Source organism: Ruegeria sp. AN11, assembly GCF_056536005.1.
The window spans coordinates 291,181-304,645 of record NZ_JBQFJD010000001.1; the positions used below are offsets into that span (position 1 = coordinate 291,181).

Here is a 13,465-nt window from a genome sequence, read left to right on the forward strand (position 1 = left end):
CAGCGCGATCAGGCTTCACTGTGTCGGTGAACTGGCAATCAGATGCGGGGGAAGCTTGTGTCAGACGATATCCTTTACGACCGTCAGGTGATCAACTTCCTGGAAGAGCTTTGGGGGGAGGGGTTCCTTTCGCCAGGAGGCCCCGAGGAAGTTGCTCGGGTTGTTGAGGGGATCGATCTCAAAGGCAAGCATATCCTTGATATTGGGTGTGGATCAGGGGCAATTGCAGTGCTGATGGCGCAGAAGTTCGGTGCGGGGAAAGTGACAGGCATTGATGTGGAGGCTCCCGTCTGCGCGGCGGCGAGAGAGCGAGTGAAGCGGGCCGGGTTGGAAGAAAGGGTGGAAATCCTTCAGGTCACTCCGGGCCCAATGCCTTTCGAAGATGGTACTTTTGACGTCGTGTTCTCAAAAGACTCGATCATCCACTTTCCCGACAAAGCCGCGATGGCTGCCGAGGCCTTTCGGGTGTTGAAGCCGGGTGGTCGGTTTGCCGCTTCTGACTGGCTGACCAATCATGACGGGGACATGTCACCTGAGATGGCGCATTATGTGAAGATGGAAGCTTTGGAATTTCAAATGGCGTCGCCTTCCAAGTATCGCACCGCGATGGAGGCGGCCGGCTTCGAAGGCGTGGAATTGGTTAACCGCAATCCATGGTATGCGGAAGTTTCCGCCGCAGAACTTGCGGATTTGACCGGGCCGAACCGCGCTGGCTGGGAAGCCCGGCATGGTGCCGAGTTTATCGAACACCAAATCGAGATCTGGGACGCGATGCAGCCTGTGCTTAAATCCGGAGAGCACTGCCCGCATCACATCCGAGGTCGAAAGCCAGCATGACTTTGCCGGCGCCAAGTTGTGGCGTCGTGGCCGCTATTCGCCGTAGTCCTTACTGACCTGCGCCATTCCTGCCTCCATGATGTCGAACATGTCGTCTATCTGGGAAGGAGTGATGATCAGAGGAGGAGAGAACACGGCCATGTTTCCAAATGGTCGCAAAAGCAAACCCAACTCTTCACATGCGTCGTCCAGTTTCTGCCCAAACTTGACGTGTGCTTCATAGCTTTCGACCTTCAGCCCGGGGCGGCATTCGATACACCCCAGAAGACCGTCGCCGCGCACGTCCCCGACGATCGGGAACTTTTCCTTGATCTGGCGCAGGCGTTCTTGAAATTGCGGTGTTACGCGTTGAACGTGCCCAAGAATATCCTCCCGCTCCATGATCTCGATGTTTTTGATTGCTGCAACACAGCTCACCGGGTGCCCTGAATAGGTATAGCCATTGTAGAAGACATCGCCGCCCGGAGCGTCAGAGATGCGTTGCATTACAGCGTCCGAGATGATGCAAGCGCCAAGTGGCAGATACCCGGAAGTCAGGCCTTTTGCGCATGTAATAATGTCTGGAACGATGCCAAAAACGTCTTCTGATGCGAACCAATGTCCCAGCCTGCCAAAGCCGGTTACGACCTCATCCGAGATGTACAGAATGTCGTTTGCACGGCATATTTCGAGTGTGCGCTTGTGGTAGCCCGGAGGCGGGACAATCACGCCGCCAGAACACAGGATCGGTTCGGCGATAAATGCGGCAATACGGTCGGCACCTACCTCGGCAATCAGGTTTTCAAGGTCGGCGACCTTGGCGTCGCACCAGGCATCGACACTCATTCCCTCGGGCCGGTGATAAGGGTTCACGTCGGGTAGGAAACGCACCAAATCCTGCGCCTTTTCAAAGCTTGTTTCGAAGCGTTCTTTCCCGGTGACCGTTGCAGCCAGAAAAGTCGATCCGTGATAGCCTTTCTCCCGGCCGATCACGATTTTCTTTTCTGGCCTGCCAAGCCGTTTGTTCATGAAAAGCGCGGTTCTAAGTGCGGTATCGACGGCCGTGGACCCGCCGGTTGTAAAGTGCACTGTATTCAGGTCGCCTGGAGTGCGTTCTGCGATCATACGGGCCAAAACGGCCGCGGGCTCAGTCGTAAATGACCAGGGCGACGCGTAGGGCATCGTCATGACCTGCTGCGAAATGGCGTCGGCCATCTCCCGGCGGCCGTAACCGATCTGTGTGCACCACATACCGCCCGGGCCATCGATATAGCGCTTTCCGGCAGCATCCCAAAGGTAGATACCATCCGCTGTGTTGACCCGCATGTACTCATCGGAACCAAAGCCTTCGGTCCCGGCCCAAGGGTGTAGATGATGGTCGCGATCCCAGGTGACAAGATCGCCATCGGTTGGAGTGTTGACAAGTGTGCTCACGTCTTCTTCTCCTTTAGGTGCGGGCGGGCGGTGTCGCACGTGCGCGCGGCGGTGCGAAAAAGGCTTTGGTGACGGGCGTGAGACGCGCCATTCTGGTATCCCATTTGCCTTCCTGCAGTGTGTAGATTTCCGCCATCAAACTGGATGAGCGGCTTGCATCCGGCATACGAACATGTGCCAGTGCGATGTTACGTTTGGCGGTGGGGGACCAAATTCCGGAGGTCACGTGCCCAACTTCTTTTCTGCGCCGGTTGTAGACCAATGACCCTTCCGAGGGTTTGAAGCCTTCGACATCGAAACGCATGAGGAGGCTTCTGGGAGCATCGCGTTTCGACAGCAACGCACGGCGACCATTGAAGTGGTCTTTCTCGAAGTCGACCAGCCGTCCTAGGCCGAGTTCGAATGGCGTTTGGCCCCGGTGCAACCGCTCGGTCGCATGAACGGGCTGAAAGTCCACCCCTGCGGTCAGAAATCCCGCCTCGATGCGTGCGATATTGACAGCATCGTACCCAATGGCGCGCAGTCCCTGATGCAAGCCACCTTTCCAAATTCTGTCCCAGAGATCTTCTGCCTTGTCCCAGTCGCACCAAAGCTCATAGCCGAGGTCACCGGTAAAGCCCGTCCGTGAAATCATGAGGTCAGGTTCGATCTGGACCAGATCGAATGGTTTTAGCGCGCCAACATCTAGTCCCGCAGCTTCCAACACCGCATAGGACGTCGGACCTTGCAACGAAAGGCCGGCAACGCTGTGAGTTTCATCCCGAACCGCAACATCGAAACCCCATGCCGCGTCCAGCAACCACGTCAGCATCGGTTCCTGACAGCACAAGCGCCAATCGTTGTCGCCGAGATGGAAAAGAGTCCCGTCATCGATGACCATGCCCTCTTCATCGCACCAGATTGCGTATCCAACGCGGCCCGCTGCGATCTTGCGGACGTCACGCGTGACCAGGCGATTGAGCATTGCGGTCGTGTCAGGACCTGTCAGCCTGTATTTGTGCATCGGTGAGATATCGAACACAGAGGCCTGATTGCGCAGCGCGAAATACTCGAACTCGACACTGTCGAGAACTCCGGGGGCAGCGTAACCCGCCCAGTCATACCAGTTTTGAGCGCGATTCTGCTCTTCGAGCTTCTTGTGAAAGGCGGCGGGGATTAAGCCAAGTTTCGGGTCGGTGAAGATGCTCATGGCTGCTCCTCCAGCGCCGCCAGGGCCGCATTGCGACCGGCGAGGCCCATGACATCGCCTCCGGGGTGGGTTCCAGCGCCGCACAGGTACAGCCCCTTGGGACCCATGGAATAGCGGCACATTCCGTTTGCGGGGCGAAGTGTCAGAAGCTGGTCCAGGGACATTTCCGCGTGGTGCCAGTGGCCCCCGGGCGCTCCGGTTGCGCTTTCGATTTGATCCGGTGTTATGACTTGTCTGCCTGCGATGTGATTCTTCAGGCCGGGCAAGGCGCGGCCCAGTGTATCTACGGCGATTTGCGCAAGCTGATCTTTCGCGGCTTCAGTCCAGCCGCCTTCTAGGTCGGATGGCGCGTATTGCATTATGGTCGACAACCAGCCTGATCCATCGGCTGTCTGCATCTTGAAGGCTTCGATCACCGGGGCCTTGGACATTTGTCGATATTTTGCTGGATTGAACGCAGCTTCCACGTATTCTGCGGAGGGGGCATAGATCAGACGACTATTTGCCAACCCTTCAGGCAAGCCGGGCAGTGGCATGTTGTCCTTTAATTTTAGGTTGACCTTGGCTGCTGTTCCTCGTGCCCGGATGTTCCGAATGCGCCGCATCGTTTCGATGTCAAAAACAGATGGCCCGGTCATACGGCTTGTTGGCTTAGGTGCGAGGTTGCTCAGCACGAGAGGTGCGGTCAAAGTTTGCCCATCGTTGGTTATGACGCCAGAGACGGCATCCTTGTCCACGAGAACGCGGGAAACCTCGGTTCCCGGCATCAGGACGCACCCCGCCTTTTGCGCTGCTTCAACGATTAAATCTGTCAGCGCAGACACTCCGTCCGCAGGTTGGGTAATGGTGCCCCCGTGACCCATCCGGTAGATCAGGTTGAACACGGTTCCCGAAGATCTTGGACCGGCGGCTGCCCCCCAGATTGCATCAGCAGCAAGCATCCCAGCCGCCGGTCCGTCCGACAAGTCATCAAGGACAATGTCATAGACATTGGACAGAACGACCTGCAGGAAGCGCCGCATTTCCGATTTACCCAGCCTTTTCAGTCCGATGCCCAATTTCGCCAGGCGCAGAACCTCAGCCATTCCGCCCCGCGAAAGCACAGCTTTGTGACCGCCGGGTGGTGGGGCTTCGGCGAGTTGGCGCAACAAGCCGCCATACGTAATCAACTGTTGCGTCAGATCGGACCAGGCTTTGGAGTCCGGGTGCGCTGTCCCGTCACTCCAGCAGACGCCTTCGTCACTGAAGACGATGTGCCGACCATCTTCAGCCAATGAGACCGTGGAGGTCGGTTTCCCGGCCAAAACAGGGTGTTGCAGGTCCAAACCGATGTCACTCAGGGCGCGCGGGCTGAGGTTGTAAAGCGAGTGGGCCAATGTTGGCCCCCCGTCCACGGAGTAGGACGCCATTCCACCAAAACTGTCAGATTTTTCAACGATGCAGACATTCTTGCCGCGCCGACCGAGAAGCGTTCCGGCAATCAACCCGTTGACGCCGCCACCCACGACAATTGCATCAAACTGGTTCATGCGGCATACCCCTTCATTCGGCCATGCCGTGTTTCGTTCCTCAGGATTGCGCGGGCCGCGTTGGCGCCGGGCGCACCCATAACTCCGCCACCCGGATGTGCGGACGAACCGCACAGATACAGCCCCTGGATTGGCAGGCTGTACTGCGACCACCCCGGGACCGGGCGATTGAAGAAAAGCTGGTCAAAGGTCAGTTCGCCTTGGAAAATGTTGCCTTCGGTCAAACCGACCTCGCGTTCGATTTCCAGCGGTGAACGGACTTCCATGTGCACAACGCGCTCGCGAATGTCAGGGCAAGCCACAGCCATCTGGTCCAGTACAGTTTCAGACATTGCCTTGCGCTGTTGGTCGTCCCAGTTGTCTGCCGACCGGACGCCGCCGACTTCCAGATCATATGGGGCGTACTGAACAAACACCGTCATCATATGCGCACCTGTCGGAGCCATCGTTGGGTCGATCTGGCTGGGGATCAGCATGTCAATGTACGGCTTTTCCGACCAGCGCCCCAGCTTCCAATCATCATAAGCCTTTTCCAGTTCAAAGAGGCTCTGCGACACATGCAGATCGCCCCTCAGAAAACTGGTGTGGTCTGGTGCGGCAGGAAAGTTTGGAAAGCGGTCAAGGGCGATGTTGAGTTTCGCCGAAGACCCGCGAATTTTGAAGTTCCGCACCGCTTTGGTGAAGTCATCCGGCAGATCGGCGGTATCAACGTGGTGTAAAATGGTGCGCTTGATATCCATGTTGGATGCGACGACTGGGGCATGGAAAACCTTGCCGTCTTCCAGCGCCACGCCTTCCACGCGTCCATCTTTGCTAAGGATTCTCTCGACCCCTGCACCTGTATGGATCGTACCGCCGTGATCTTTGAAAGACGCCGCAATAGCATTGGAAATCGCGCCCATGCCGCCGCGGGCGAAACCCCAGGCTCCGATGCCACCATCGATATCGCCCATGTAGTGGTGCAGCAGAACATAGGCGGTTCCGGGCGAATATACCCCAAGACCAGTACCGATAATTCCCGATCCAGCCAAATGTGCCTTGATCAGGTCGTTCTCGAAATGCTCATCCAGAAAGTCGCCAATGGACATTGTCCAGAATTTCAGCGTTTCACCAAGTTCGCGACTTCCCAGTCCGTGGGCCTTTTTGACAAGGTAAGCCATTTCGCCCAGGTCACGTGGGCGGAGCGAAGCAGGGTCCGGTGCGTCTCGAAGCAGAAACGGTCGGATAAAGCGGCATTGCCGCATGATAGATTGCGAATAGCGACGATAAGCGTCTGCATCACGTGCAGAATGGCGCGCCATCTCGCGCTTTAGGGCGTTGTGATCGGAGTAGTAGGCGAAGTAATCTCCGTCGCGTGTGAAGCTCGCACCACCTTCGTAGGGGATAACCTGAAGCCCGTATTTCGGGAGTTCGAGGTCTCTGGCGATTTCGCGCCGCAAAAGAGAGCAGACATAAGAGCAGTTCGAGTAAGTCCAGCCTTCGTGCAGCGAACGGCTGACTGCTGCGCCACCAATCCAGTCATTCTTTTCGACGACCAAAACACGCATGCCCGCACGGGACAAATAAGCGGCGGCTGTCAATCCGTTATGACCGGCACCGGCCACAATCACGTCGTATCTGTTCTCAGTCGTCAAATTTTTCATCCCTTTCCTCTCCGTTTACAGACCGGACATGATTCCGTAAAGTTTATTTGAGCGCTCAAATAAATTTTAGACCATTGACGCGTGTTTTTCGCGCACTGTAGATGGCGGTAATTCTAGGAGGAGCGGCAATTGGTCGACGCAGAGCGGAAACGCCCCCGCAAAGAGCGGAAGGAAAACGCAGATCGCCGCCGCCGGCAGCTGCTGGACGCGGCGTGCCGTTCCATACTGGCGCATGGATTGGCGAAAACGACACTTGCGACGGTCGCGTCCGAAGCCGAGCTGTCTCAGGGCGTTGCAGCCTTTTATTTCAAATCAAAGGGTGGCCTTCTCACCGAAACGCTTCGCGACTTGTACCGACGCTATGAGGAGCACTGGACGACCTCTCTGGAACAGGCAGGGGATAAGCCAGCGGAAAAGATAAGGGCACTCATCAATGCGGACTTCCACCCTGATGCATGTGGTCCGAACGTCCTGCCTTTGTGGTATGCGTTTTGGGGGGAACTCAGATTCCAGCAGCACTATGATGAGGTTGCGGAACACTTTGAAGCGCGGCGGCGCGAAACTTTGTATGCGATCTGGCAAGAATTGCTGGCCGAGGATGATGTTGCCTCTCCGGATCAAATGACGGAATGGATGGAGACGTTGACGGATGGTTATTGGCAGCGCCTGCATCTTGCGCCGGAAAACCTGAGCCGAGAAGAGGCGGAACAAGCTGCATGGGGATGCCTCGTGCGCCTGGTGCCGGGCCTGCTGACTGAAACGCCATAGCCACTTTCGGCTGAGAGGCCCCGATGTCATGACGCGAGTGCGGATCTCACAACAGCCGCTGCCGCCCAGGGCTGCGATAGTGCAGGAAGCGCGTGATGTTGCGCGACTTGCCCTGCCAATAGTCATTTCCCTTGCCGCCGCTGCTTTGATTGGCGTTGTGGATACCGTGATGGTGGCCCCATTGGGAACGCTTCCTCTGGCAGCAGTGTCGATAACGGCCTCGGTGCTGATCATCTTTTACTCTGCGCTTTATGGCTTTGTGTCCGCAATTGGCGTGCGAATGGCGGAAGCCTTCGGCAAGTCCAGCGAGGAAGGGCTTGCTTCGGCCACAACTGCCGGGCTTTTGGTTTCTCTGCTCGTCGGGGTTGTCGGTGCGAGCGTAATGATCTGCCTGAAACCGGCTCTTTCCTGGATCGGACAGCCCCCGGAAGTCGTAGGCTTGCTTGGCGGCTACTGGAACGCGATGAGCCTTCTTTTGGTTCCATTCACTGTTTTCTACGCGTTAAAAGCTCTGTTTGACGCCATGAACCAACCTTGGATTGGCGTTGGGCTTGCGTTTCTTGCGGTCGGTTTCAACATTCCTTCGAATTATGTGTTGATCCACGGTGTTGCTGGCTGGCCTGGTCTGGGTCTTGTTGGGGCAGGGATCGCAAGTCTGTTGTCTCAGACGGTGCCTTTGATTGCGGCATTTGTGATTTTGGGCGCAAGGAAACGGAAATGGGACCTTCTGAGGACCGAAGGTTTTGACTGGTCTGAGTTCAAGGCGCAGATCAAAGAAGGGATCGTCATCTCCGTCGGTTACCTGGGGGAGGGGGCCGCTTACGCCGTAGCAGGCCTGATGCTTGGGTGGTTCAGCGCCGCCGCGCTTGCAGCACATCAAATCGTTTCTGCGGTCAGCGACGTTATTTACATGGTGCCGTTGGGCGTTTCGATTGCAATCTCAATACGCGTGGCTCAGGCAATCGGTGCCGGTGATAAGGACAGGCTGAAGCCAATTGTATTAGCGTCGCTTCTGGTCGTTGTGAGTTGGATGACAGTCGTTATCCTGGGTATTTTGGTTGGCCGTATTCCTCTGGCGAACAGCTTGTCAGATGATCCGAATGTCGTTTCTCTCGCGATTTCGATGTTCCTTGTGATCGCCGCAATGCAGATCGCAGATGGCGTTCAGGGGACAATGCTGGGCGCATTTCGGGGCATGATGGACAATCATGTTCCGGTTGCCATTACCCTGATTGCCTATTGGATCGTTGCTTTGCCGCTTGGATATGGATTGGGCTTTTGGCTCGGGTTCGGACCCAACGGTGTTTGGATTGGGTACGGCACGGGCCTCTCACTGGCCGCGATCGCATTGACCTATCGCTTCTTCTCCAAAAACCGTTAACCAGCGCGGTTTTCTGTCTCAAAGACCCAACTTGTCCAGGAGTTTCAGGCGCAGGATTTCTGCTTCGACAAGGGTCTCTCGGGCAAACGAAAAAGGTAGAGGTTTGAGGGGGGTAACCGGAAACTCAAGCTCATCGACTTTGATCCCGGCCGCCCACCGGGCCAGGACCCGCCCCATTGCGGTGGCGATGGCAACGCCGCGACCGTTGTAGCCCAGACCTGTCATTACGCCCGGGGTGAGTTCATGCAGGTGGGGATAGTGATCCCTCGTCAGCGCCACATACCCGCCCCACTCATATTCCCACTGAACTCCGGACAATTGGGGGAAAAGTTCAACGGAAATGCGTTTCAGTCGCTCAATTTGTTTGATGGTGGAATTGTCATAGTAGGTGCCGCGACCGCCCATCAGGAACCGGCCGTCTGCATCTTGCCTGAAGTACAAAAGAAGGCGTCTTGCGTCGGACAAGGCGTTGCCTTCTGGCAGAATTGTTTGGCGGATATTGTCGGACAATGGCGCCGTCGCCACCTGAACTGACCGAACGGGCAGGACGGATTGCGCCAGGCGCGGATGCAGATCACCAGAATAGGCGTTTGTGCAAATAAGGACCTTGTCCGAAAAGACAGCTCCGTTAGGTGTCTCAACCCGAAAGCGGCTGCCCTCTGACGAGAGCCGGTTGGCGGGCGTTTCTCCGAAGATTTCCACGCCATTGCGACGGGCTGCTTCGGCCAGTCCAAGTGCATAGTTCAGTGGGTGCAAAACTCCGCTGCGTCGGTCCAGAACTCCACCCAGATAGGCTTCTGTCCCGGTCAGACGCTGCATTCCGCCTTGATCAAGCTGAACCATGCCGCCGCCGTGATTGTCCCAATCCTCAGCAAGTTTGTGCAATTCGTTGAGTGTTTTGGTCGTATGCGCCGCGCGCAGCCATCCCGGGCGGTTTGCATCGCACTTAATGTCGTGCCGAGCGATCAAATCGAAAACAAGATCGGCCGCGTCACCGGCCATTCGGATCATTCTGTTTCCCCAGAAATCTCCAAACTTGGCCTTGATACCGGTTGGCCCGTGCTTGAGGCCTACATTGATCTGCCCACCGTTGCGCCCAGACGCGCCCCAGCCCGGGTGTTGGGCGTCGATCAGAACAACTTTGATGCCTTCCTCGGCCAGGTGAAGCGCTGCCGAAAGGCCAGTGAACCCGGCGCCAATCACCGTTACGTCTGATTGTTGCTCGGTAGCGAGTTGCGGGTAATCGGTTGAATAACCTGCCGTTGCTGACCACAGGCTGTTTGCAATAACGGGGTTTTCGTTGCGGATCATCTATTGGTCTCGCGCGCTTGCCTTGCGGGGGGAATTGCATAGGTTTGGCTGGTGACGCCTTTCCGGACAGTATGTGAAGAATGCCAAGACTTTTGAACCAATTCGAACTGAAACCGGCCGCCGACCTCGATGCGTTCGAACAGGCCTGGAACGCGTTTGTCGGACATTTGGTTGCGGCGGGTCTGGCAACGAACGGAACGCCTTTGTGTAAACGCATTCCAGCAAGCGGTTACGATACTGACCAACAACGTGACCATTCGCTTATGGCTGTGATCGAGTTCAGGGATCAAATGCAGGCCGACGCGGCTTGGTCCGCCATCGAGGATCGCATTGAGCCACTGGGAGAATTGCATCGCAGTGTCATTTCTATGGTGCACGACCCGGTTTTCACCTTTTGGTCGGAGCTGTAGATCCATGATTGCGAACATTCGTATTGTTTTCACATCATTTATCTTCATCATTGAATGATTATTCAATCAATGGCATAAACTTTGCGAATGTCAATCAGCCTCTCGCCGGCACGGCTTGGCAGTGAGCGCGGGCAAGATTGAAGTACCTGAGAAGATGGGAGGTGTGCGAGTGAGTCAGACGCCAGGCGATAACTCAAAACCGACAGGGCGCCGGCGTACCGAGTCCAAGGAGGTGCGGCGCCAACAGCTGATCAACGCCACAATCGACTCGATCGCACAAAACGGAATTGGTGGAACAACCATGTCCACCGTGACCGAGATTGCCGGCTTGTCGCTGGGCATCGTCAACTTCCACTTCAAAAGCAAACAGAACTTGCTGGAAGAAACGCTGTTGTTTCTTGCAAAGGAACACCATGAACAGTGGTTGGACGCTTTTGACAATGCAGGTTTACCGGCGCCCGAAAAGCTGTTGGCCATCGTCGATGCGCATTTTCACCCGCGGATTTGCTCGCCGAAGAAACTGGCCGTCTGGTTTGCGTTTTTTGGAGAAGCGGGGCGGCGCAAAGTTTACCGCAAGCTGATCAATGACATCGATCTGGAGCGTTACAGCATCGCGCTGCGCCTGTGTTCGGAAATTGCTGAGGATGGCGGGTATGACGACATGCCGCCAAGGCAAGTCGCCAATATCCTGGAGGCTCTGTACGACGGAATCTGGCTGGAGCTTTTGACCTACCCGGAAAACTTTCGACGTATCGAAGCCCGGGATCAAATCGTCGCCTTCCTGTCCAAGGTCTACCCGGATCATTTTCGAATGCCAGAGTTCAAGAGCGGCAGTTGAAACAGTGCTGGTCAAAAATCTGGTTTTTCAGACAAGACGGGCCTGCGCACAGCGCAGCAAACAAAAGGCAAACGAATGAAAAGGGATCCTCGCTACGACATCCTTTTCGAACCAATGCAAATGGGACCAGTCACTGCGCCAAACCGGTTCTATCAGGTTCCGCACTGCACAGGCATGGGCTGGCAATACCCCCGTACCCTTGCGGCCATGCGCAAGGTGAAAGCGCAAGGTGGATGGGGCGTCATATGTACGGAATACAACTCGATCCATCCATCATCTGACGACCTGCCGCATCCTTACGCGTCCCTTTGGGATGACAGCGATGTTCGGGCGCACGCTTTGATGACGGACGCGGTGCACGAATATGGCAGCCTTGCGGGTGCTGAGCTATGGTACGGAGGCGCCAACTCGAACAACCTGTTTTCCCGGTTGCCGAGCATGGACGTCGACAGCCGGCCCAACGTTAAAGGGCATCCCTATCAAACCCGTGCAATGGACAAGCAGGACATCCGGGATTTGCGCCGGTGGCACCGCAAGGCCGCCTTGCGGGCGCGAGACGCGGGCTTTGACATTGTCTATGTTTACGCGACGCACGGATACCTTATCTCGAACTTTTTGCATCCACGGGTGAACACGCGCAGCGACGAATATGGCGGCAGCCTGGAAAACAGGGTGCGCCTGACCCGTGAACTGATCCAGGAAACCAAGGACGCCGTTGGGGACCGGTGCGCTGTGGCGGTCCGTTTCTCAGCAGACGAAGAGATCGGTGAGGATGGCCAGCCCATCTATGGTGAGCGTCGCGAGATGTTCGAGATGCTCGCTGATCTTCCGGATTTGTGGGATATCAACATCGCAGATTACTCGGTCGAGATGGGCGTTTCCCGTTTTACCAAAGAGGCAGCTCTTGAACCCTACATGCATTGGGTCAAGTCCGTGACGGATAAGCCCGTCGTGACTGTGGGCCGCTTCACGTCACCCGATACAATGGCCTCGCAGGTCAGGCGCGGAATTACGGATTTTATCGGTGCAGCGCGCCCGTCGATTGCTGACCCTTACCTTCCCAAGAAAATCGAGGAAGGGCGCCTGTCTGCGATCCGTGAATGCATCGGGTGCAATGTCTGCTATGCCAGCGACACGATTGGCGTGCCAATTCGTTGCACGCAAAACCCGACAATGGGAGAGGAATGGCGCAAGGACTGGCATCCCGAAATCATTCGAAAGAAAGCTTCAGATGCACGCGTTCTGATTGTCGGGGCAGGGGCGGCTGGTCTTGAAGCCGCGCGGGCGCTTGGGGCGCGTGGGTATGATGTCCTGCTGGCAGAGGCTTCTCGTGAAATAGGCGGTCGGGTTGTGCGCGAAGCGGCACTTCCGGGCATGAGCGAGTACATTCGCGTCAGGGACTATCGCGAGCAGCAATTGATCGAAATGCCTAATGTTGAAATCTACCGGGAAAGCCCGCTGACAGTTGACGATATCTTCGCGGTTGAAGCTGACCACGTTGCAATCGCCACGGGCGCGACCTGGCGAAATGATTACCATGATGAGGAACGTTTCGTCCCGGTCGCGGAAGGAGCCGCCTTGAACTGCGTTTACACTCCCGATGACATCATGGATGGAAGGATTCCCGATGGGCCAACTCTCGTTTTTGACAGTGATGGCTACTACATGGCCAGCGTCATTGCCGAAAAAATTAGGGCGCGAGGTCACGCCGTAACGTTTGTCACACCGTCCGACAGTGTGGCTGATTGGGCTGGAAAAACGTCCGAGCGTTGGCGCATCCGAACACATTTGCTTCGCCTGGGGATCGAGATCATGCCGTCAAAGACGCTGAGACAATTCGATGGCGAATTGGCGCATTTGGATTGTCTCTACGGCGGATCAGGTAAAACCTTGCCCGCTGCCAACATTGTGATGGTGACAACCCGGAAACCAAATGACGGCTTGTATCGGGAATTGAGCAGTCGGACGAAAACTGCGGAATTGCCATTCAGCCTCCGCCGCATTGGCGATTGCGATGCACCAGCGATTATCGCGGCGGCAGTCTATGCCGGGCATAGATACGCCCAGGAATTGGATGGTTCCGTGGATGTGGACGTGCCGCTCAAACACGATCGTGTCGATGTCGGGCAACAGCTCATTTGACCGC

The 13,465-nt window shown here is 56.3% G+C and carries 11 protein-coding genes; 6 read left to right on the forward strand and 5 right to left on the reverse strand.

Going from position 1 to position 13,465, the window contains the following annotated elements; translation table 11 throughout:
* Positions 1-57 precede the first annotated feature (57 nt).
* Positions 58-837, forward strand: a complete 780-nt coding sequence (locus tag ACR3EQ_RS01480) for a class I SAM-dependent methyltransferase (protein WP_480489614.1) — start codon at positions 58-60, stop codon at positions 835-837.
* A gap of 33 nt (positions 838-870) precedes the next feature.
* Here the strand turns inward: ACR3EQ_RS01480 and ACR3EQ_RS01485 are convergent, their stop codons facing one another.
* Genes ACR3EQ_RS01485 through ACR3EQ_RS01500 form a run of 4 tightly spaced genes read right to left on the reverse strand, consistent with a single transcriptional unit; the run spans position 871 to position 6,611 of the window.
* Positions 871-2,250 carry an aminotransferase gene (locus ACR3EQ_RS01485; protein ID WP_480489615.1) on the reverse strand — a complete coding sequence of 460 codons (1,380 nt, stop codon included), beginning with the start codon at positions 2,248-2,250 and terminating at the stop codon, positions 871-873.
* A 13-nt stretch (positions 2,251-2,263) separates the two neighbouring features.
* Positions 2,264-3,439, reverse strand: a complete 1,176-nt coding sequence (locus ACR3EQ_RS01490; RefSeq protein WP_170614543.1) for an aminomethyl transferase family protein — start codon at positions 3,437-3,439, stop codon at positions 2,264-2,266.
* Positions 3,436-4,968 carry a phytoene desaturase family protein gene (locus ACR3EQ_RS01495; protein WP_170614544.1) on the reverse strand — a complete coding sequence of 511 codons (1,533 nt, stop codon included), beginning with the start codon at positions 4,966-4,968 and terminating at the stop codon, positions 3,436-3,438. Before ACR3EQ_RS01495 ends, ACR3EQ_RS01490 begins: the two co-directional genes overlap by 4 nt.
* Entirely contained in the window at positions 4,965-6,611 is a 1,647-nt protein-coding gene (locus tag ACR3EQ_RS01500; RefSeq protein ID WP_170614545.1) for a phytoene desaturase family protein, read from the reverse strand. Before ACR3EQ_RS01500 ends, ACR3EQ_RS01495 begins: the two co-directional genes overlap by 4 nt.
* Positions 6,612-6,740: 129 nt before the next feature.
* Here ACR3EQ_RS01500 and ACR3EQ_RS01505 point away from each other — a divergent pair, with 129 nt between their 5' ends.
* Both ACR3EQ_RS01505 and ACR3EQ_RS01510 read left to right on the forward strand, forming a co-directional pair.
* Positions 6,741-7,379 (forward strand): TetR family transcriptional regulator C-terminal domain-containing protein, encoded by a 639-nt coding sequence (locus ACR3EQ_RS01505; RefSeq protein ID WP_170614546.1) that lies wholly within the window; start codon positions 6,741-6,743, stop codon positions 7,377-7,379.
* Positions 7,380-7,458: 79 nt separating this feature from the next.
* Positions 7,459-8,760, forward strand: a complete 1,302-nt coding sequence (locus tag ACR3EQ_RS01510) for an MATE family efflux transporter (protein ID WP_480489616.1) — start codon at positions 7,459-7,461, stop codon at positions 8,758-8,760.
* A gap of 18 nt (positions 8,761-8,778) precedes the next feature.
* On the opposite strand, the gene ACR3EQ_RS01515 is transcribed toward ACR3EQ_RS01510, so the two are convergent.
* Positions 8,779-10,071 (reverse strand): NAD(P)/FAD-dependent oxidoreductase, encoded by a 1,293-nt coding sequence (locus tag ACR3EQ_RS01515; protein WP_480489617.1) that lies wholly within the window; start codon positions 10,069-10,071, stop codon positions 8,779-8,781.
* An 80-nt stretch (positions 10,072-10,151) separates the two neighbouring features.
* Here ACR3EQ_RS01515 and ACR3EQ_RS01520 point away from each other — a divergent pair, with 80 nt between their 5' ends.
* From ACR3EQ_RS01520 to ACR3EQ_RS01530, 3 genes are all read left to right on the forward strand, one after another.
* A complete protein-coding gene (locus ACR3EQ_RS01520) occupies positions 10,152-10,481 on the forward strand; it encodes a DUF6614 family protein (RefSeq protein WP_480489618.1) in 330 nt (109 codons plus the stop codon).
* Between the two features lie 169 nt (positions 10,482-10,650).
* On the forward strand, positions 10,651-11,319 hold the full coding sequence (locus tag ACR3EQ_RS01525; RefSeq protein ID WP_480489619.1) for a TetR/AcrR family transcriptional regulator: 669 nt from the start codon (positions 10,651-10,653) through the stop codon (positions 11,317-11,319).
* 75 nt (positions 11,320-11,394) lie between these two features.
* Positions 11,395-13,461: an oxidoreductase gene (locus tag ACR3EQ_RS01530; protein ID WP_480489620.1), complete on the forward strand. Its 2,067-nt coding sequence runs from the start codon at positions 11,395-11,397 to the stop codon at positions 13,459-13,461.
* Positions 13,462-13,465: the final 4 nt, after the last annotated feature.

Bases quoted from the DNA above. Each gene is read 5' to 3' on its own strand.
- ACR3EQ_RS01530 (WP_480489620.1), top strand. From the start codon at position 11,395: ATGAAAAGGGATCCTCGCTACGACATCCTTTTCGAACCAATGCAAATG.
- ACR3EQ_RS01490 (WP_170614543.1), bottom strand. From the start codon at position 3,439: ATGAGCATCTTCACCGACCCGAAACTTGGCTTAATCCCCGCCGCCTTT.
- ACR3EQ_RS01500 (WP_170614545.1), bottom strand. From the start codon at position 6,611: ATGAAAAATTTGACGACTGAGAACAGATACGACGTGATTGTGGCCGGT.
- ACR3EQ_RS01520 (WP_480489618.1), top strand. From the start codon at position 10,152: ATGCCAAGACTTTTGAACCAATTCGAACTGAAACCGGCCGCCGACCTC.
- ACR3EQ_RS01515 (WP_480489617.1), bottom strand. From the start codon at position 10,071: ATGATCCGCAACGAAAACCCCGTTATTGCAAACAGCCTGTGGTCAGCA.
- ACR3EQ_RS01495 (WP_170614544.1), bottom strand. From the start codon at position 4,968: ATGAACCAGTTTGATGCAATTGTCGTGGGTGGCGGCGTCAACGGGTTG.